Annotated in this window: 17 protein-coding genes; 7 read left to right on the top strand and 10 right to left on the bottom strand. The window is 72.5% G+C overall.

Annotated features, from left to right (window positions below; translation table 11 throughout):
* The first annotated feature begins 70 nt into the window (after positions 1–70).
* Positions 71–1,045 carry a magnesium transporter CorA family protein gene (locus tag ACN28A_RS30710; protein WP_421401145.1) on the top strand — a complete coding sequence of 325 codons (975 nt, stop codon included), beginning with the start codon at positions 71–73 and terminating at the stop codon, positions 1,043–1,045.
* Between the two features lie 84 nt (positions 1,046–1,129).
* Here the strand turns inward: ACN28A_RS30710 and ACN28A_RS30705 are convergent, their stop codons facing one another.
* Entirely contained in the window at positions 1,130–1,891 is a 762-nt protein-coding gene (locus tag ACN28A_RS30705; protein ID WP_421401142.1) for a hypothetical protein, read from the bottom strand.
* A 223-nt stretch (positions 1,892–2,114) separates the two neighbouring features.
* Here ACN28A_RS30705 and ACN28A_RS30700 point away from each other — a divergent pair, with 223 nt between their 5' ends.
* Both ACN28A_RS30700 and ACN28A_RS30695 read left to right on the top strand, forming a co-directional pair.
* Positions 2,115–2,471, top strand: a complete 357-nt coding sequence (locus tag ACN28A_RS30700) for a hypothetical protein (RefSeq protein WP_421401139.1) — start codon at positions 2,115–2,117, stop codon at positions 2,469–2,471.
* A complete protein-coding gene (locus tag ACN28A_RS30695; RefSeq protein ID WP_421401136.1) occupies positions 2,468–3,127 on the top strand; it encodes a nucleotidyl transferase AbiEii/AbiGii toxin family protein in 660 nt (219 codons plus the stop codon). Before ACN28A_RS30700 ends, ACN28A_RS30695 begins: the two co-directional genes overlap by 4 nt.
* A gap of 91 nt (positions 3,128–3,218) precedes the next feature.
* Here the strand turns inward: ACN28A_RS30695 and ACN28A_RS30690 are convergent, their stop codons facing one another.
* The 3 genes from ACN28A_RS30690 to ACN28A_RS30680 all read right to left on the bottom strand — a co-directional run bounded on the left by ACN28A_RS30690 (position 3,219) and on the right by ACN28A_RS30680 (position 6,343).
* A complete protein-coding gene (locus ACN28A_RS30690) occupies positions 3,219–3,911 on the bottom strand; it encodes a hypothetical protein (RefSeq protein ID WP_421401133.1) in 693 nt (230 codons plus the stop codon).
* 513 nt (positions 3,912–4,424) lie between these two features.
* On the bottom strand, positions 4,425–5,099 hold the full coding sequence (locus ACN28A_RS30685) for a response regulator (protein ID WP_421401132.1): 675 nt from the start codon (positions 5,097–5,099) through the stop codon (positions 4,425–4,427).
* A complete protein-coding gene (locus tag ACN28A_RS30680) occupies positions 5,096–6,343 on the bottom strand; it encodes a sensor histidine kinase (RefSeq protein WP_421401129.1) in 1,248 nt (415 codons plus the stop codon). Before ACN28A_RS30680 ends, ACN28A_RS30685 begins: the two co-directional genes overlap by 4 nt.
* A gap of 291 nt (positions 6,344–6,634) precedes the next feature.
* On the opposite strand from ACN28A_RS30680, the gene ACN28A_RS30675 reads away from it, so the two are divergent.
* Positions 6,635–7,207, top strand: coding sequence for an anthrone oxygenase family protein (locus ACN28A_RS30675; RefSeq protein ID WP_421401126.1), 573 nt, complete (start codon positions 6,635–6,637; stop codon positions 7,205–7,207).
* Between the two features lie 89 nt (positions 7,208–7,296).
* Positions 7,297–9,330, top strand: a complete 2,034-nt coding sequence (locus tag ACN28A_RS30670) for an MMPL family transporter (RefSeq protein WP_421401124.1) — start codon at positions 7,297–7,299, stop codon at positions 9,328–9,330.
* Between the two features lie 65 nt (positions 9,331–9,395).
* Here the strand turns inward: ACN28A_RS30670 and ACN28A_RS30665 are convergent, their stop codons facing one another.
* Both ACN28A_RS30665 and ACN28A_RS30660 read right to left on the bottom strand, forming a co-directional pair.
* Positions 9,396–10,085, bottom strand: a complete 690-nt coding sequence (locus tag ACN28A_RS30665) for a hypothetical protein (RefSeq protein ID WP_421401122.1) — start codon at positions 10,083–10,085, stop codon at positions 9,396–9,398.
* A 307-nt stretch (positions 10,086–10,392) separates the two neighbouring features.
* Complete coding sequence (locus ACN28A_RS30660) at positions 10,393–11,334, bottom strand: LysR family transcriptional regulator (RefSeq protein WP_421401120.1); 942 nt, start codon at positions 11,332–11,334, stop codon at positions 10,393–10,395.
* A gap of 73 nt (positions 11,335–11,407) precedes the next feature.
* Here ACN28A_RS30660 and ACN28A_RS30655 point away from each other — a divergent pair, with 73 nt between their 5' ends.
* The gene (locus tag ACN28A_RS30655; protein WP_421401118.1) at positions 11,408–12,154 is read left to right on the top strand and encodes a CTP synthase C-terminal region-related (seleno)protein; all 747 of its coding nucleotides are present in this window, start codon (positions 11,408–11,410) and stop codon (positions 12,152–12,154) included.
* A 32-nt stretch (positions 12,155–12,186) separates the two neighbouring features.
* Here the strand turns inward: ACN28A_RS30655 and ggt are convergent, their stop codons facing one another.
* Complete coding sequence (gene ggt, locus ACN28A_RS30650; protein ID WP_421401115.1) at positions 12,187–14,016, bottom strand: gamma-glutamyltransferase; 1,830 nt, start codon at positions 14,014–14,016, stop codon at positions 12,187–12,189.
* Positions 14,017–14,223: 207 nt separating this feature from the next.
* Entirely contained in the window at positions 14,224–15,435 is a 1,212-nt protein-coding gene (locus ACN28A_RS30645) for a M20 metallopeptidase family protein (RefSeq protein ID WP_421401113.1), read from the bottom strand.
* Between the two features lie 475 nt (positions 15,436–15,910).
* Between ACN28A_RS30645 and ACN28A_RS30640 the strand changes: the two genes are divergently transcribed.
* A complete protein-coding gene (locus ACN28A_RS30640) occupies positions 15,911–16,519 on the top strand; it encodes a histone H1 (protein ID WP_421401111.1) in 609 nt (202 codons plus the stop codon).
* Positions 16,520–16,531: 12 nt separating this feature from the next.
* Here the strand turns inward: ACN28A_RS30640 and ACN28A_RS30635 are convergent, their stop codons facing one another.
* Both ACN28A_RS30635 and ACN28A_RS30630 read right to left on the bottom strand, forming a co-directional pair.
* Positions 16,532–17,467 carry a hypothetical protein gene (locus ACN28A_RS30635; protein ID WP_421401109.1) on the bottom strand — a complete coding sequence of 312 codons (936 nt, stop codon included), beginning with the start codon at positions 17,465–17,467 and terminating at the stop codon, positions 16,532–16,534.
* Between the two features lie 85 nt (positions 17,468–17,552).
* Positions 17,553–19,712: an AfsR/SARP family transcriptional regulator gene (locus ACN28A_RS30630; protein WP_421401107.1), complete on the bottom strand. Its 2,160-nt coding sequence runs from the start codon at positions 19,710–19,712 to the stop codon at positions 17,553–17,555.
* Between the last annotated feature and the right edge of the window lie 28 nt (positions 19,713–19,740).

Below are 19,740 nucleotides of genomic sequence, written 5' to 3'. Positions count from 1 at the left end.
CGACGAACCAGCCCGGCGGCCGTCGCCCTCGGCCTACCGTCAGGGGCGTGCACCACGTGACGGCGAGCCGATGAGCAACACCCGGATCTACCGGGACGGGGTCCTCGTCGCCCAGGGCTTCCCGGTGCACGAGGTCGGCGACCGGCTGGCCGCCGACGAGCGGGCGGTGGTCTGGCTCGACATCTGCCCGCCGACCGAGGACGACCTGCGGCTGCTCGCCGAGGAACTCGGGATGCACGAGCTGGCGCTCGAGGACGTCGTGCAGCAGGCGCAGCGGGCGAAGCTCGACAGGTACGACACGCATCTGTTCCTGAACACCTACATGGTGCGGCTGGACGCGGCCGGCGGGCTGACCGACGACGAGGTGTCGGCGTTCATCAAATCCCGGGCCCTGGTGACGGTCCGCTACACCGACCGGTTCGACCTCCGGCCGCTGCTCACCCGCTGGGACGAGAGCGTCGAACTCGCCCGGCACGGCGTCGCGTTCCTGCTCTACGGCCTGCTCGACACCCTGATCGACGGTCATTTCTCCGCGGTGCAGCAGCTCGACGCCACCCTGGAGCGGGTGCAGGCCGCGATGTTCGAGCCCGGCGGGACGCACCGTAACGAGGTGCAGCGGCAGATCTTCCTCGCCCGGCGAGACCTGGTCCGGCTGCGCCAGGTCACGCTGCCGATGCGCGAGGTGGTGAACGCCCTGATGCGCCCCACCATGCACACCGTCGACCAGGAGATGCTGCCGTACTACCAGGATCTCTACGACCACGTACTGCGGGTGATCGAGTGGAGCGACTCGCTGCGCGACCTGAACGCGACGATGCTCGAGACGAACCTGATGTTGCAGAACAACCAGCTCAACCTGATCGTCAAGCAGGTGACGGCGTGGGCGGCGGTGATCGCCGTACCGACGGCGGTGACCGGGTTCTTCGGGCAGAACCTCGCCTTCCCCTGGCGGCACACCCCTGGCGAGTTCATCGTCTCGCTGGTCGTGACGTTCGGGCTGGCGATCGCCCTCTACGTGGTGTTCCACCGGAAGAGCTGGATCTGAGCCACCACCTCGGGGAGCGGAGGCCGGCTGGCGGCCGGACCTCCGCTCCGGAGAGGCGGTCGTCGCGTGGTTGCGCGGACCGGGTCAGCGGGACGACCAGAGGTCCTGCACGATGTCGGCGGCCTGGTCCTCCCACTGCGCGTACGCGAACGGGTACGCCGACACCTGCACCGCCTGGGCGGCGTCGGTAAGCGGCAGCTCCCACCAGCGGTCGACCTGCCGGAGCCCGTTGAAGAACGCGGCGGAGGAGTAGTCGGGGTCGCGGATCTGGTCCGGCGATCCCCAGCCGGACGACGGCCGCTGCTGGAACAGCCCGAGCGAGTCGTGGTCGTTCCACTGCCCCAGGTGGCCGAGGTTGCGCAGCTTCGACTCCTGCAGCGAGGTGGCCACGCCGATCACCGCGCCCCGCTGGCCCATGTCCAGCTTCCGGGCCGCCCGGACGATCTCCCGGGCGTTCTCCCGCTGCTCGTCGTCGAGGTCGATCCGCGACTGGTAGCCCTGCACGCCGTGCGGGACCAACTTGTCCCGGGACGCCTTGTCGGCGGAGTTGCCGCTGTCGGCCGGGCGGTCACGCCGCGGCGAGTCGCCCCCCGTCGACTGGCTGGAGGCCGCCGGCTGCACGCCCGGGTCACCGAAGGCGGCGACCGTCCCGGCCGGGCCGGCCACGGCCGCGCAGGCGGCCGCGCAGGTGAGGCCCGCCACGGCCAGCGCGGACCTGCGGGCGATCGGGGTCTGCGCGACGGCCGGCAGCCGACGCGTCATCGGATGTGCGGCGACTGCGGGAAGCCACCGCGTGCGGGCGGTCTCCACGATGGCGGGGAGCCGTCGTCCGAAGATCGGATTCATGGTTGCCCTTTCGTCTTGGATTCCGGGAGGCACCGCACGACTCCGGGACACTCGTCCCGGCGCGCGGAGAGGTACGCCCGCGGTCCAGGGGGCTGAGCCCGCGGGCGTACCGAGATGAACAACCAGCCGGACCCTTCCGGCATTCCGGATTTGCCGGCTAGCTGGGTGGTGGAATCGGGTACGGACGATCCCGCACCCGTCGACTTCCGGCTACCCTGAGCCCATGCAGTACGCCGCAGCGGTCGGAACCGGCGTGGTCCAGCTGGCCCGCCCGGGCCGGCCTGCCGTGGTGACCCCGACCGTGGCCGAGCTGACCGGGCCGACCCGGGGGGTCGTGGCACTACCGCTACGGCTGATGTGGGGCCCGGATCGCGACTTCGACCTGGACGACCCGGACCAGCTGCTCTGGATGTACGAGAACGTCCTGCGCGAGGCCGTCCGCTCCGACGACCTGCGCCGGTTCGTCAACGGCCGGGTGCTCCACCGGGTCTGGCCGGCGCTGAACCTGCCGCGCGGGGTGCGGGCGGCATGGGAGCGGCGACACCCGTCGCTGGCCGCCGCTGATCGCCGGGCGGCATGACCACCACCCATCTCGACGACTTCTACCGCCAGGTCGCCCGGGTCGCCCTCTCCGTCGCCGACAAGCACGGCTTCGTGCTCGGCGGCGGGGTGGCCTGGGCGGCGCACGGGCTGGTCTCCCGGCCGACCGAGGACGTCGACCTCTTCGCGGACACCGACGGCGCGGCGGCCAGCGCCGAGGCCGAGGTCCGGGCCGCGCTGGAGACCGCCGGCTTCAGCGTCGTCGACGAGGACCCGTCCGGCGACCTGGCCGCACTGTTCAGCGGCTTCGAGCTGGACATGAAGGACTTCCTGGTCGGCCGCGACGGGCGGCGGCTGCGGCTGAGCCTGGGCCGGTTGGACCGGCACCGCAGCCCGGTGGTGATGGACCTCGGTCCGGTGATGCACGTCCAGGACCTGGTGGCCAGCAAGACGGCCGCGCTGGTCACCCGCCGCGAGGTCCGTGACTACATCGACGTCGCGGCGGCACTCGACCGGTACGCCGTGGCCGACCTGATCCGGCTCGCCGTCGAGTACGACCCGGCGATCGAGCCGGACGACATCGCTGCCGCCGGCCGCTACCTGGACCGGCTCCCCGACCAGCGGTTCGCCCGGTACGGACGGGACGCCGGGCAGGTCCGGGCGATCCGCGCCAGGCTGGCCGGCTGGCCCCGCTGACGCACTCGCCGGCGTGGACCCGTGCGTCGTCCTGCCCGCCAGACGACGCCGACGGCCGGACCCTCGGGGGATCCGGCCGTCGGTTGCGTTCTTAGCTGTTGTTCCAGGCTTCGGCGACGAGGTCGGCTGCCTGGTCCTCCCACTGCGCGTACGCCTGCGGGAACGCCGACACCTGCACCTTCTGCGCCGCCACGGTCAACGGCAGATCCCGCCAACCATCAACCTGCTTCAGACCCTTCAGGAACGCGGTCGTCGCGTACTCCGGATCAGTGATCTGCTCCACCGAACCCCAACCCGACGACGGACGCTGCTGGAACAACCCCTGCGAGTCATGATCATTCCGGTCACCCAGATGACCCAGATTCTCCAACTTCGACTCCTGCAGCGAGGTACCCACCGCGATCACCGCGGCACGCTCGTCCAACCCCGCCTTCTTCGTCGCCTTCACGATCGCCCGCACATTCCCGGCCTGCTCGGCCGACAGGTCGATCCGCGACTGCTCACCCTGCACACCACGCGGCACCAACCGGTCCCGCGACGGCTTACCCTTACGATCCTTCTTGTCGCTCTTCTTCTCGCCCTTGTCGCCCTTGTGGTCCTTGTCGGCCATCACCGACTGCGACACCGGCGAACCGACATGCTCCGGGGCCGCCTGCGCGGCCACCGCGGGGCCGGCGACAGCGCCGCCGACGAACGCCAGACCAGCCACACCCAGAGCACCCTTACGAACGATCGACGTCTTCTCGATGGCCGGAAGCCACCGGCTGAACAGCATCGTGTTCATGATGGTCGTCCTTCCAATCGGGGATGAGCACCCACCGGGGGGACGGCAGGCGCCATTGGAAACACAAAGCCCAAAAAGATCGGTCCGGCCGGACTACCAGCCGCCGCGGGGGACACGGCGCTGCCCGTACTCAACCGAACACCGTATGTAACGACCGGTGGCCCCGGATCATTCCCAGCGGCCAGCCATCAGCCCAACTCTGCCCAGCTCACGGGCGGTGCTACTCGGCCGTACGCGTAATGTAACGACCGACCCCCGGCCAACATTCCAGCCGGACCGACTCGATCACCACCCCGAACCAGACATCCGAACACACCCCGCCACGACCGGCCACGGGCCGGGCGAGTTGTCCGGACGGAGACTGTCGAGCTGCCCCGCCCACCCGCCCACCACACCAAACCAACGCCCGGAATGTCGCGCCCCGTCCACGCACCCAGCTCGACAGCCTCCGCGCGAGGCATCACCCAGCCGGCAGGGCAAGTGCGGCGACGGAGCCGCCCCGCCGTTGCCGAGCTAGCCGCGTTCCGCCGGGGGCGCCGGGGTGACCAGGCCGGACTCGTAGGCGAGTACCACCAGTTGGGCTCGGTCGCGGGCCCGGAGCTTGGTCATGGCCCGGCTGACGTGGGTCTTGGCGGTGGCCAGGCTGATCACCATCTGCGCGGCGATCTCGTCGTTGGACATACCTCGCGCGGCGAGCGCCACGACCTCACGTTCCCGATTGGTCAAGACGTCCAGTGCGGACGAGAGTCGACCGTGCGGCGGTCGGGTGACGTACGCGTCGATCAGCCGGCGGGTGATCGACGGCGCCAGCAGCGCGTCGCCCCGGGCCGCGACCCGGACGCCGTGCAGCAGGTCCTCGGGCTCGGTGTCCTTGACCAGGAAACCGCTGGCCCCGGCCCGCAGCGCGGTGTAGACGTACTCGTCCAGGCCGTAGTTGGTCAGCATCACCACCCGGGTGCCGGCGAGTCGGGGATCGGCGACGATCCGCCGGGTCGCCCCGATCCCGTCGAGTACCGGCATCTGGATGTCGAGCAGTGCGACGTCCGGCACGTGCCGGCCCGCCAGGGTGACCGCCTGCTCACCGTCGGCGGCCTCGGCGACCACCTCGATGTCCTCCTCGGCGCCGAGCAGGGCACGAAACCCGGCACGAATCAACGCCTGGTCGTCGGCGAGCAGTACCCGGATCATCCGGACGCTCCGCACGGCAGGTCGGCGCGGACGCAGAAGCCACCGCCGTCACGTGGGCCGGCGTGCAGTGATCCACCCAGGGCGGTGACCCGCTCCCGCATCCCGACCAGACCCACCCCGGGCACCACCGATACGCCGGCACCAGGTCCGTCACCGTTGCCACCGCCATCGTCGCTGCCACGACCGTCGTCGTCGACGCGTACCGTCAACGCGTCGGCACGGTAGTCGAGCTCGATCACGGCGGCGGCCGGACCGGCGTGCCGGGCCACATTCGTCAACGCCTCCTGGATGATCCGGTAGGCGGCCCGGTCGACGGGGGCAGGCAGGGCACGTGGCTCCCCGGTGACCCGCACCGTCACCGGAAGGCCCGCCCGACGGGCGCCGCCGACCAGCTGTTCCAGCCGGTCCAGACCGGTCCCGGGATTGTCCTCGTCGCTGCGCAGCACCTCCAGGGTGGTCCGCAGTTCCCGGATCGCCTCGCCACTGGCCTGCTGGATGGCGAGCAGTGCGTCGGGGACCGGCTCGTCGCGCTTACGGGCCAGGTGCACGGCGACACCGGCCTGCACCTTGATGATCGAGATGCTGTGTGTGAGCGAGTCGTGCAGCTCGCGGGCGATCCGCAGCCGCTCCTCGTCCGCGCGGCGCCGGGCGGTCTCGTCACGGCTCCGCTCGGCGTCGGCCGCCCGCCGCTCCACCTCGGAGAGGTACGCCTGGCGGTGCCGGGCCACCTCGGCGAGGGTGCCGGCCGCGACCATCCAGCCGACCAGCAGGAACCAGCGTTGGAAGACGTCGGGAGGCGCCTCGGCGGCGAAGCCGGGCGCCGCGTCGCCGCGAACCAGCACGCTGCCGAGCGTCGCCTCACCGACGAAGCCACCGGCCAGGATGATCCCGACGGCGACGAGGGCCGCTCGACGGTGCCCGGCGCGGACCGCCGCGTAGAGGGCGAGCAGCACCGGTACGGCCGGGATGACCCCGGGATAGCCCTGAAGTTGATAGCCGAGCAGGCAGGCGGTCGTCACACCGAGCACCAACCGGGGTGACCGGTGGCGGAACGCCAACGCCGCCGCCGCGGCCAGCAACAGTAGACAGCCGCCCAGGTCGAGGGCCACCCTGCCGGGTGGCGCGGTCCGGGCGCCGAGCAGCACCAGCACGGCGACACCGGTCGCGACGAGCCAGCCCCGGCGCGCCGCCCCCGCGCCGCGCCACCATCCCAGCCACCGCCCGCGCCCGCTGCCCTCGCGCATTCCCGAACCGTAGTCGACGGTCACCGGGGCCGCGTCAGGCCGGGGATGTAGCCGGTGATACCGCCGTGGGCGTACTCCTCGATCGGACTGCGTCACGCCCGGCAGCAGCGGTGTCCGCGCTGGACCGACGACCGGGACCCGGTCCGGAGGGCATCGTCGACAGGTGTGACGGCGCCCCCGGACGGTTGCCGGACCGGGGGCGCCCCTGCTGTCGAAGACTGCCGAACACCGCCGACGGCTGCTGGCCGTGGTCCGGCTCGCGCGACGGTCGGGCGATCAGAGGAGGAGACAATGACCAGCACACCTGCTCGGCACACCAGCATGCCAGGCGACGGCGTCGACCCGGTCGACGCGGTGGGCGGCCCCGGGACACGAGGCAGCGCGGTCCGGGTCCTCCGCCGGCTCGCGCTGTTCTCCAGTGGTCTGCTGGCCGGCGCGTTCGGTTACGGCGCCGTGAACATCGTGCAGGCGTTCCAGTCCGTGCCGCTGGACGTCAGACTGACCTTCCACACCGCCCTGATGCGGATGAACGGTCCCGTCATGCAGTCGGCGATGGGCGTGGCGTTCGTCAGCGCACTGGTGCTGGCCGTGCTGTTCCGCGCCCGGTCACGGATGCTGGCCGCCGGGGCCGGCCTGCTGACCCTGGCCACCTTCCTGATCACCCGGTTCGGCAACGTGCCGATCAACCGTCAGATCAGGGAGTGGCTCGCCGGCTCGGTGCCGGCCGATCACGCCGCGATCCTGCAACGCTGGGAGTTGCTGAACTATCTGCGTACCGGCACCGCCCTGACCGCTTTCGTCCTGATGCTCGTCGTCGTCGACCGCACGGTCGGAACGACAGCCGGACGGCAGGTCGAGCGGTGACGGTACCACCCGGCGAGCCGGCAACCCGAGGTGGCTCTGTCGGCCCGACACTGGCCGGACTGCTGACCCGACGGCGTACCAGTTGGTTGGTGTTGAATTTCTGGCTGGTCACGGCGGTGGTCGCCGCCGGCCTGGCCGGGCGGCTGGGTTCGGTGCAGGCCGACGGATCCGGCTCCTCGCTGCCGGCCGGGGCCGAGTCCGCCCGGGTGCTGCGGGTGCAGACCTCGACCGGGCCCGACGCACCGCTGCCGGCCGTCGTCGTCTACACCCGGCCCGCCGGGCTGACCGGAACCGATCGCGACAAGCTCGCCGCCGACGCCCGGACCTTCGCGCGACGGAGCGATCTCGGAGGTGCCGTCACCGGCCCCACGCTGTCGGGCGACGGTACGGCCGCCCAACTCGTCGTCCCGCTCACCCTCGGTCCGGACCCGTTCGACCGGGTTGCCGAGGCCGTCGAGTCGATCCGGCGGACCGCGCGGCAGGACGCCGCCGGACTCTCCGGGTACGTCGCCGGTCCAGCCGGCTCGCTGGCCGACCAGAGTGCGGCCGTGCGGGGCCTCGACGGGCGACTGCTGCTGGCCACCGTCACCGTCGTCGTGGTGATCCTCCTGGTCACCTACCGGAGTCCGGTGTTGTGGTTGCTGCCCGTCGCCTGTGCCGGTCTGGCCCTGATCGCCGCGCAGGCGGCGGTCTACCTGCTCGCCCGGTACGCGCAGGTGACCGTCACGGCGGACAGCGGCGCGATCCTGACCATCCTCGTCTTCGGGGCGGCCACCGACTACGGCCTGCTGCTGATCGCCCGCTATCGCGAGGAGCTGCACCGCCACCGGGACCGGTACGACGCGATGGGGCTGGCACTGCGCCGGTCCGCACCGGCCGTACTGGCCAGCGCCGGTACGGCCGCCGCCGCCATGTCCTGCCTGCTGCTCGCCGACCTGAGCTGGACCCGGGGACTCGGTCCGGTGCTGGCCGTCGGCGTGCTGACCGGACTGGCGGTGATGTTGACCGCGTTCCCCGCGCTGCTGGTCCGGTGCGGTCGCTGGGTATTCTGGCCGGCTCGACCGCGCTACGGCAGCGGCCCGGACGGCGTGCCGGTGGCCGGGCACGGAACGGTCGGCTGGTGGCTGCTGATCGGGCGGCTGATCGCCCGCCGGCCCCGGGTGACGTGGCTGGCGACCAGCCTCGCACTCGGCGCGCTGGCCCTGGGCACCCTCCAGCTCGACGCCACCGGGCTGACGACTGCGGAGTCGTTCCGTGGCGAGCACGAGTCGGTACGCGGCGAACAGGTGTTGGCCCGGCACTTCGCGGCGGGCGTCGGCACCCCGATCGCGGTACTGAGCCGGCCCGCCGAGGCGGAACGGGTACGGGCGACCCTGACCGGCGTACCGGGGGTGGAGCCCGGGTCGGTGACGGTGCCGGAGACCCGTGCCGGGCAGGCATACCTGGAGGCGACGCTCACCGATCCCGCCGACAGCCGCGCCGCGTACGCGACCGTCGACCGGGTACGCGCGGCGCTGCGCACCGTGCCCGAGGCGCAGGCGCTGGTCGGTGGCGAGACGGCGATCCGGCTCGACGTGCAGCGGACCGCCCGCGACGACCGGTACCTGCTGATGCCGATCGTCTTCGCGGTGGTCTTCGCCATCCTGGTGCTGCTACTAAGGTCGCTTGTGGCACCGCTGCTGCTGGTCGGCACGGTGGTGCTCTCCTTCGCCGCGGCGCTGGGCGCGAGCGTACTGGTGTTCCGGCACGTCTTCGGGTTCAGCGGTGAGGACAGTTCACTGCCGCTCTACCTGTTCGTCTTCCTGGTCGCGCTCGGCGTCGACTACAACATCTTCCTGATGACCCGGGTACGCGAGGAGACCGTCCGGCACGGCACCCGCCGGGCGACCCTGATCGGACTCGCCGCGACCGGTGGAGTGATCACCTCCGCCGGCCTGGTCCTGGCCGGCACGTTCGCGGTACTGACCACACTGCCGCTGACGATGATCGTCCAACTCGGATTCGCGGTGGCACTCGGCATCCTGCTGGACACCGTCGTAGTCCGGTCCGTACTGGTGCCCGCGCTGAGCCTGGACGTCGGCCGTCATCTGTGGTGGCCACACGGGTTGTCCCAGGAGCACTGACCGGATACGCCGTTGGCCGGGTCCCCTGTGGTGGGAACCCGGCCAACGGATGGCTCTGTCTGCTCTTAACTGTTGTTCCAGGCCTCGGCGACGAGGTCGGCTGCCTGGTCCTCCCACTGCGCGTACGCCTGCGGGAACGCCGACACCTGCACCTTCTGCGCCGCCACGGTCAACGGCAGATCCCGCCAACCATCAACCTGCTTCAGACCCTTCAGAAACGCGGTCGTCGCGTACTCCGGATCAGTGATCTGCTCCACCGAACCCCAACCCGACGACGGACGCTGCTGGAACAACCCCTGCGAATCATGATCATTCCGGTCACCCAGATGACCCAGATTCTCCAACTTCGACTCCTGCAGCGAGGTACCCACCGCGATCACCGCGGCACGCTCGTCCATCCCCGCCTTCTTCGTCGCCTTCACGATCGCCCGCACATTGGCGGCCTGCTCGGCCGACAGGTCGATCCGCGACTGCTCACCCTGCACACCACGCGGCACCAACCGGTCCCGCGACGGCTCACGGTCCTTCTTGCCCTTGTCGCCCTTGTGGTCCTTGTCGTTCTTGTGGTCCTTGTCGGCCAGCACCGACTGCGACACCGGCGAACCGACATGCTCCGGGGCCGCCTGCGCGGCCACCGCGGGGCCGGCGACAGCGCCGCCGACGAACGCCAGACCAGCCACACCCAGAGCACCCTTACGAACGATCGACGTCTTCTCGATGGCCGGAAGCCACCGACTGAACAGCATCGTGTTCATGATGGTCGTCCTTCCAATCGGGGATGAGACACCCACACCCGAGGGGGAAGAACAGTGTGGGATGCCATCGGAAAAACCAGAAAGCAAAGCTCAGAAAAGGTTCACGGTTCGGCCGGCTACCGCACACGCGGGGGACACGGTGCTGCCCGTACTCAACCGAACACCGTATGTAACGACCGGTGGCCCCGGATCATTCCCGCCGGCCAGCCATCAGCCCAACTCTGCCCAGCTCACGGGCGGTGCTACTCGGCCGTACGCGTAACGTAACGACCGACCCCCCGCCAACATTCCACTCGGGCCAAGCTGATCATGGGCCGGTCGACTGGTGCGAGGATTGTCCGGTCTCGGCCGTGACAGCCGCAGTGAAGGCGGCGACCGCTCCGGATCCGCCGTCGCGAGGTCGCAACAGTTCTGTCCGGTGCACCAGACGCGGGGCGGTCAGCGGCACCGGGGCCACACCGGCCCGGTCGGGAACCGCCGACCGGGGCAGTACCGCCAGACCGTGCCCGGCGGCGACCAGGGCCACCAGCGCGGCGACATCGGTGCCTTCGTACCTGAACGACGGCCGTGGGGCGTCCGACCGGGCGGCGGCGCGCAGGTCCGGCAACGGGGCGGCCACGCCGGATGCGTCGATCCACCTGGCATCGAGGAGGTCGTCCAGCGGTAGGCCGGTGCGTCGGGTCAGCGGATGGCCGTCCGGCAGCAGCACGACGAGCGGTTGCTCGGTGATCCCGACGCCGCCGAGGACTTCCGGCCCGTAGCCGAGCGCGCCCGATTCGAGCAGGCGTAACGGATCGCTGGGCGCGACCACGCCGTCGACCAGGACGGCGGAGTACTCGCCGGTGGCGAAGCCGGCGACCACCGAGTCCCGGTCGGCGACCCGCACGGTCACGTCCAGGCCGGGCCGGGCCCGGCGTACGACGGCGAGCGCGTCCGCCACCCGGACGGTCGCGGCCAGCGAAGTCATGCCGAGACGCAGGGGTGCCGCCGGATCCAGCGCAGCACGCCGTACGTCGTCGCGGGCCAGGTCGAGCCGCAGCAGGATCGGGCCGGCGTGTTCGAGCAGCCGCTTCCCCGCCTCCGTCGGTGCCACCGGTCGACGGTGCAGCAGGGTGCTGCCGAGGTCACTCTCCAGCGCGGCGACCTGCTGCGAGACGGCGGACTGGGTGTAGCCGAGCCGGCGAGCCGCCGCCGAGAACGAGCGACAGTCGGCGACCGCCACGAAGGTGCGCAGGAGGTGTGGGTCCATACATCAGTATTGCTTATCGGACCTGCACTGATCATCGTTGGTGCTGTTCGCGTTCGACGGGTCAGGATGAGGCATGCCCGAGACCGCTACCGCCTGCACCGCCCGGGTCGCCGCCGTCGGCGACCGCTCTCCGCACGTCCGCGCGCACGCCCGCATCCCCGCACTCCTCGACGCGCTGCGGCTGCGGGACCGGCTCGACCTGGACCTGTACTGGATCCCGACGCCCGACGCGGCGGACCCCGCCGTACTGGCTGGATTCGACGGGATCTGGCTCACCCCGGGCAGCCCGTACCGGAGCGAGGACGGTGCGCTCGCCGCCGTCCGTACCGGCCGGGAGCACGGCATCCCGTTCCTCGGTACCTGTGGCGGGTTCCAGCACGCTTTGTTGGAGTACGCGCGCAACGTCTGCGGGCTGTCCCGGGCCGCACACGCCGAGAACAGCCCGGGAGCGACCGGCGAGCTGCTGATCGAGCCGCTGGCATGCTCGCTCGCCGGACGGGAGGGGGCGGTGCGGATCGCTCCCGGCTCACTCGCCGAACGGGTACTCGGTGCCGGCCGCGGTGTCGAGCGCTACCAGTGCTCCTACGGGTTGAATCCGTCCTATCTGGAGGTGCTGCGGCAGCACGGCCTGCGACTGACCGGCTTCGACGACTCCGGCGACGTACGCGTCGCCGAGCTGCCGGAACACCCGTTCTTCCTCTGCACCCTGTTCCAGCCGGAACTCGCCGGGGACGGTACCGTCGCGCATCCGGTGATCCGCGCCTTCGCGACCGCCGCCGCGGCACACGCCGGGCACCACTCACCGGTCTCCGCGCCCTGACTGCACGGTCCCGGAGCGGGTGGCGGTGCCGGCTACCGGCGGGCGGGTCGGACGACGCCGGCCGCCCCACCGCCGCGACGTACCGGTTCCGCCGACGCCACGAAGCCGTGCCGTCCGGTGAACTCGATCGCCGTTGCCGCACCCAGCTCGGCGGTGGCCGTGAACGCCGGATGGCCGAACACACCGAGTGCGCCGCCGTAGGCGCTGACGAATGCCGGTTCCGCCTGTGGCGCGGTGCTGTTGCGCTGTGAGGCCCGGGGTGCGGCCATCGCCTCCGGCAGCGTCATCCCGAGGTCGATCCGGTTCACCAGGATCTGTAGCACGGTGGTGATGATGGTGGCACCGCCCGGGGTGCCGAGCGCCAGGAACGGGCGGCCGTCGTCGAGCACGATCGTCGGCGACATCGAGCTGCGCGGCCGTTTGCCCGGCGCCGGCAGGTTCGGGTCGGGTGCCGCACCCGGGGTCTGGACGAAGCTGAAGTCGGTCAGCTCGTTGTTGAGCAGGAAACCGCGTCCCGGCACCACCATCGCGTTGCCGCCGGTCTGCTCGATCGTCAGGGTGTACTCGACGACGTTGCCCCACCGGTCGGCCACGGTCAGGTTGGTGGTGCTCTGTCCGGGGTTGCCGTCGGCACCGGCCGCACCGGTCGCGCAGTCGCCGTACCGGCCGTCGGGATCGCCGGGCGGTACCGGCTTCGGGGCGGCCCGGTCGGGGTCGAGCCGGCAGGCGCGCTCGGCGGCGTACCGGTCGTCGAGCAGCTCGGCGAGGACCCGCCGGGAGGTGCCGTCGGCGACGTACCGGTTCCGGTCGGCGTAGGCGAGCGCACTCGCCTCCAGGTAGTGGTGCAACGCCTCCGGAACGGTCAGCTCGGACAGGTCGAAGCGCTCCAGGATGTTCAGCGCCTCGCCGACCGCGACCCCGCCGCTGGACGGCGTCGACATGCCGTACACCTGGTAGCCCCGGTAGTCGGACCGGGTCGGCGCGGGGAAGCGCAGCTGGTAGCCGGCGAGGTCGGCCCGGGTCATCGCGCCCGGCAGGATCGGGAACTGCCACGGTGCGGCGGGGTCGGCGGCGACCGGCGGGCGACGGACCGCCGTGACCAGGTCCGCGCCGATCGGCCCGGCGTAGAAGGTCCCGATCCCCCGCCGGGCGATCTGCCGGTAGGTGTCGGCCAGGTCCCGGTTGCGCAGGGTCGAGCCGACCGCAGGCGGCTGGCCGCCGGGCAGGTAGAGCTTGCGGGTGGCGTCGAACTGGGCGAACGCGGCCGCGTTGTCGGCGACCTGCTGCCGGAACGTGGCGTCGACCGGGAAGCCCCGCTCGGCCACCTCGGCGGCCGGGGCGAGCGCCGCCGACAGCGGCCGGCTCCCCCACCGCCGCAGCGCTTCGTGCCAGGTCAGCAGAGTTCCGGGTACCCCGACCGAGAGGCCGCTGACCCGGGCCTGCTGGAACGGGTACGCCGTGCCGGTGGCCGGGTCGACGAAGGAGTCCTCGCGCATCGACGCCGGTGCCGACTCGCGGCCGTCGATGGTGTGCACCCGTCGGCTGCCCGCGTCGTAGTAGACGAGGAAGCCGCCACCGCCGATGCCGGCCGAGAAGGGTTCGGTCACGCCCAGCATGGCGGCCGCGGCCACCGCCGCGTCGACCGCGTTGCCGCCGCGACGCAGTACGTCCAGGCCGACGGCGGTCGCAGTCGGGTCGACAGTGGACACGGCTCCGCCGTACCCGTGTGCGGTGGGCGTCTTCGGTGGTTCGCCGGGCGGGCCGGCGGCGGCCGGTGCGGCGCCGGCCGGCGCCGACGTGGCAACCAGGACGACGGCCACGACGGCGGCCGTCCGGGACGTTGTCCTCTTTGTGAGCCTCACTGCCCCTCCACTGTCAGGTCACGTCCTTGATAAGCCCTGCGGGGCGGTACGGCAACCGGAGACCGGCGGGCTGGGCACCCGACGGGCCTCGGTCGGTGGACGGTCGGCGGCCGCGTGCCCGGCATTCGTGGTGTGTGCGCCCACGTTCCGTAAGGCATCCTAGGAAGATGGGCCGCACCGGGGCGCCCGGTCCGGAGGCGGTCGGATTCAGCCGGCCAACTGCGCGACGGTCGGCCGGGCCAGCCGTCGGACGGCCAACCCGGCGAGGAGCGCGGCACCGTCGGCCAGCACGCCGTCGTCGAAGAGCGCCCGGGGTGAGTGGTTGCCCGGTGCCGTCTCCGGATCGCCCGTCGCGCAGGCGCCGAGGAACACGAAGGCCCCGGGCACCCGCTCGAGCACCCGGGAGAAGTCCTCCGACCCGGTCAGCGGGTGGCGCAGCTCGGCGACGCGTTCCGGACCGAACAGCTCCCTGGCTGTCGCGGCGGCGAACTCGTGTTCGTCGGGATCGTTCACCGTGACCGGGTACTCCGGCTCGTACCGCACCTCGGCGCGCAGGCCGTGCGCCGCCGCGATCTGCTCGCACAACCGGACGGCGTGCCGGCCGAGTTCCGCGTGCACGCCCGGGTCGAAGGCCCGGACCGTCGCCTCGAAACTCGCCTCGTCCGGGATCACGTTGCGCCGGGTGCCGGCGTGGAAGGTGCCGACGGTGAGCACCACCGGCTCGAACGCGTCGAACCGTCGGGTGATCATCGTCTGCAACGCGGTGACCATCTCGCAGGCCGCCGGCACCGGGTCCAGGGTCGCGTGCGGTCGGGAGCCGTGCCCGCCCGCACCGACGACGGTGACGAAGAGCCCCGCCGAACCGGCCATCAGCGGGCCGGGACGGGAGGCGAAAACCCCACGGTGCAGGATGGACGAGAGCACGTGCAGGCCGTACGCGGCCTCGACGGGGCGCCCGGCCGCGGTCAGTACGCCCTCGTCGATCATCTGCCCGGCCCCGTCGTAGCCCTCCTCGCCGGGCTGGAACATGAAGACCACGTCCCCGGCGAGGTCGGCGCGACGGGCGGAGAGCAGCCGGGCGGCGCCGACCAGGCCGGCGGTGTGCAGGTCGTGACCACAGGCGTGCATCATCCCGTCGTGCCGGGACCGGTAGTCGACGCCGCTGCTCTCGCTGACCGGCAGAGCGTCCATGTCACCCCGGAGCAGCACCGCCGGCCCGGGCGCACCGCCGCGCAGCACCGCCGTGATCGAGGAGAGCCCCGCTCCGGTGCGCACCTCCAGCGGCAACGGTTCGAGAGCGGTCAGCACCCGCTGCTGGGTACACGGCAGGTGCAGGCCCTCCTCCGGGATCTGGTGCAGCTCCCGGCGCAACCCGGCCAGCTCGTCCTGGATCTCCGCCGCTTCCTCGCGCAGGCCCATCCGTCTCCCCCGCCTCCTGGTCGTCCCACCACCGTCGCCGCCGGGTCCGCGTGGCCGGACGTCCCGGCAAAGCCGGTCCGCGCACGCCCCGGGGACATCCGAGATCCTACGGAGCCGCCCCCGGCGATCAAGCACCATGATCATGTACTCCGGGGTCCGGCGTGGCGAACGGCACGGCGAGTCACGGCCGACCGGCCGCGGCAGTACGCCCGGAGCGGCGACGACGGCGCTGCGAGCGTGCGGGTGGCGAACAGCGGGCAGTGGGCAGCGGCGGCGAACACCACTCAGCGGGCAGCGAGCAGCCGCGGCGGGCAGGCAGCAGCGGCGTTTAGCGATCGGTGCCCGGGGGAGACAGCTTCCCCGGTGATCCGCGTGCCCGGACCAGCGCACCAGCGCCGCGGCGCTGGCTCGAGGCGGCAGCGTGGACTCCGGTGCAGGGCGGACCGGGGGAACCCGCCGACGAGGAGGAGCCGACGTGGCCGACGCACGACGAGCAGGTCCGATCCGATCCACCCGCAGCCAGGGGCGGCGGCCGGCGGACGGCCGGGGTGGCAGTAGGCGGACAGTCACCAGACCTGCCGCCGCCCGAAAGGCCACCGGCGCGAAGAAGGCCCCGGCGAAGAGCGGCACGAGGGCGAAGAAGGTCGCCACCGCCACCCGGCGGGCCACCGGGGCGACCGCGGCCAAGACCCCGGCGAGGCGGCCGGCGACCGTGGCCCGGGCCGCGAAGAAGGCCGCTCCGGCCAAGCGGACGGCACCGTCGAAGCGGGTACCGGCGAAGAAGGCAGTGGCGAAGAAGGCAGTGGCGAAGAAGGTGACCACGGGGAAGGCGACCGCGAAGAGCGCCACGGCGAGGACCACCACCGCGAAGAAGAGCGCGGCAGGGAAGACTCCGGCCAAGAAGGCCGGTGCGACGAAGGCCCCCGCCAGAAAGGCCGGCACCCAGCAGGCCGGTGCCCGGAAGGCCGGTGCCCGGAAGGCCGGTGCCCGGAAGGCCGGTGCCCGGAGGAGCACGGCGGCGAAACGCGGTAGCACGGGTACGGCCAGGCGTACCCAGGCTCGACAGGCGGGCGGGGCCCGGTGACGGGTGGTGGAGTCAGATCTTCGGGATGACTGCGGCGATGGCGGTCGCGGCGAGCGGGCCGACGATCACCAGTCCGGACTGCAGCTCGCTGATGGTGGTCCGGTTGACACCGAGGATCTCCTCCAGTCTGATCCGGTCCTCCGCAGCGGAGATCAGCTCGGCCTTCGCCACGTGGGCGAGGTCGGAGAACTCGTCGATGTAGACCTGGCAGCGCCGCCGCAGCAGAGTGGCCGTCGGCACGTGCATCAGCGCGATCAGGATCGAGCCGGCGGCACCGATCACGAAGGCGGTCGACTGGGGAATCTTCTCCGAACTGCCCCAACCGACGGCCGCGGCGCAGACCAGCACCATCACCAGCAGCAACGAGCCCATCATCTGCAACACCCGGGACAGCATCCGGCGCAGGCGCATCAGTGCGGCCAACTGCTCGCCTGGGGTGCCGGAGAGCCCGCGCATCGCGACGATCCGGACCCCGGCCAGCGTCGCACCGGCCGGCAACGCCCCGAGCACAACGAGCGAGACGAAGGCCACCGCCCGCCAGGTCAGCCCACTGCCGAGGATGGCGTGCGCGGTGACGACGCTGCCGGCCACCACTACCAGGAAGGCGAACATCGACGGGAGGACGCGGCGTACCGGCACCCGGTGGATCTGTTGCAGATCGTGCCACCGGGCCACTCCGGACCCGACGGTCGATCCGCTGAGCGCGCCGAGCAGGCCCGCGACCGCCGCCCAGAGCAGCCACTCGGTGCGGAACTCCGGAACCCGCCGGTCCGGATTGGAGAAGGCCACCCCGATCGCGGCAGCCGCGCCGGCCATCATCATCAGGGTACGGACCACGCGCGGCCAGCCGGCCAGGCCGAGCGGGCGCGGGGTACTCCGTTCCGGCACCACTGCCGGCACCGGGGCGGTGGGTGTCGGCGCGGCCGGCGACACGTCCAGGGCGGTCATGACAAGGGACTCTAGAACCGGTGCCTCCCCGCCGACCGCCGAGGGTCCATCCTGGACGCCCGAGGCGACCGGAACCCTAGGGCGATCAGCCGGTGATGCGGCGCAGGGCTGCGCCGAGGCGATCGAGGTGCTGGGCGACCGGGCCGGCGGTGAGCATGCCGCTGCCGGCTCCGGCCAGTTCCTGCGCCGCCGGTGCGAGGGCGGCGTGGGCCCGCTCCAGTACCGCTCGGTCCGCCAGCACGATCGCGGCCTGTCCGGTGAGGCACCAGAGCGCCTCGAAGAGCAGGTCGGGCGGCGGCTCCGGGGTCCGGCGCAGCGCCCCGGCGGCGTCGGCGGGACGGTCCTGCGCCAGCAGGACGAGGGGTCGGACCCACGGTGCGTACGGGCCCCAGTCGGGCTGTTCGTCGGGGTCCGCCGGTCGGCGGTGCCAGACCCGGAGGCAGAGCCTGGCCAGCGGCAGGAGACCCCGTTCGACACCGGGCATGCCGGCGCCGGTGAGCTGCGCCGCCGCACTGCCGTAGGCGGCCTCGACCTCCGGTACCGCCGCTCCGGTCGCGGCCAGCCGCAGTGCCCGGTACCAGCGGGTGAAGACCGCGACCAGCGGCCGTTCGTGTCGCTCGGCGACCGCGTCCGCGGCGGCGGCGTGCCCGTCCGCCCCGGCGAAGTCGCCGAGTGCACTGCGGGCCTGGAGGCGGATCAGGTGTCCGAGTACCTGGTAGGTCGGCAGACCGTGCCGGGCGGCCAGCGCGACGATCTCCGCGCCGATCGCGTCGCGTTCCGGGGCGAGCCCGGCGACCTGGAAGCTCTGCATGAACACGCCGTTGAGGGCGAAGGCGAGCAGGGCAGGGTCGGCCAGGCCACGGGCGATCCGTTCCGCCTCCCGGGCTGCCTCCGGGCCGCGGGCTGCCCGGATGCCCCGGGACTCCACGGCGATCGTGGCGAGCAACCGGGCCCGGGTCGCGGCGGACGAGTCGGCGGGCAGCGCGGCCAGGGCGCGTTCGGCCGCCGCCACGATCCGGGCGGCCTGCTCCGGGTCGTCGGACCGGGTCCAGATCGCCGGTACGTCGTAGCCGCCGATCACCCGGGCCGCGAGTTCGGGGTCACCGAGCTGCTCGGCGGCGGCGATGGTCGCGAACCGCTGCTGCCGGGCCGCCGCCAGCCCGGCCCCGCCGGTCAGCGCGAGACTGCGCAGCAGACCGACTGTCGACTCGATCCGGGCCCGGGCACCGGACGCCACCGTCCGGTCGTAGGCCGCCGCGGTCTCCGTCCAGACCCGATCAGCCGGCGTGTCCGTCGGCACGCCGCCCCCCGGCACCCCGTCCCCCGGCACCCCGTCTCCCGGCATCCGCTCGCCGGGCATCCGCTCCCCCGGCATCCGCTCCCCCGGCATCCGCTCCGCCGGCCGTGGACCGGGATGGCCGGACACCGGCCACGGGTCGGATTCGGACGGGTCCGGGCCGGCGGAAAGGGGCCCCGGGGCGCGGGCTGTGTCCGCCGGCTCGACCTGCCGGAGGATGTCGGTCTCCAGCCGGCGCAGCCGGGGGCCCGGGTCGATCCCCAACTGGTCGACGAGCAGGTCCCGGGCCCGGCGCAGCACGGCCAGCGCGTCTCCCTGCCGGTCGGTGCGGTAGAGGGCCAGGGCCAGCAGCCGCCACGCCTCCTCCCGCCAGGGATGCTCGGCCACGTGGGCGTCGAGCTCGGCAACGGACTCGGCGGCCCGGCCGAGCGCCAGCAGCGCCTCGGCCCGCGACTCGACCGCGTGCAGCCGGAGCTGTTCGAGACGGCCGCGCTCCGGGCGGGCCCACGACTCGTCGTCGAATCCGGCGTACGCGGGGCCGCGCCACCAGCCGAGGGCCCGGTCGAGGCGGTCCAGGGTCCGTTGCGCCGGTTCGTCGGGACTGCCGGCGACGGCCGCCTCGAACCGCCAGGCGTCCACCGCGTCCCGAGCTGCTCGCAGCGCGTACCCCGGTCCCTCGGTGACCAGCAGTCGGGCGGGCTGCCGGGGTGGCCGGTGCGGCTCCAGTGCGCGCCGCAGCGCCGCCACGAAGGTGCGGACCGCACCCACGGCGCCCGGCGGAGGCGCCGCCCACAGGTCGTCGACGAGCCGGTCGACCGGTACGACCCGACCGCGCGCGACGATCAGCCGGGCCAGCACGGCGCGATGTTTCGGCCCCTTCACGTCGATCGGTTCCCCGGTGCCGTCCCAGACCGCCACCGGCCCGAGCACCCCGAAGCTGACCTGCACCGATCCACCCTTTCGCGCGGTCCTGGTT

It is taken from the genome of Plantactinospora sp. WMMB782 (assembly GCF_049179135.1).
Classification (GTDB): Bacteria; Actinomycetota; Actinomycetes; order Mycobacteriales; family Micromonosporaceae; genus Plantactinospora.
The sequence above is the reverse complement of the archived record's forward strand: the minus strand, read 5'-3'. Positions and strand labels throughout refer to the sequence as shown.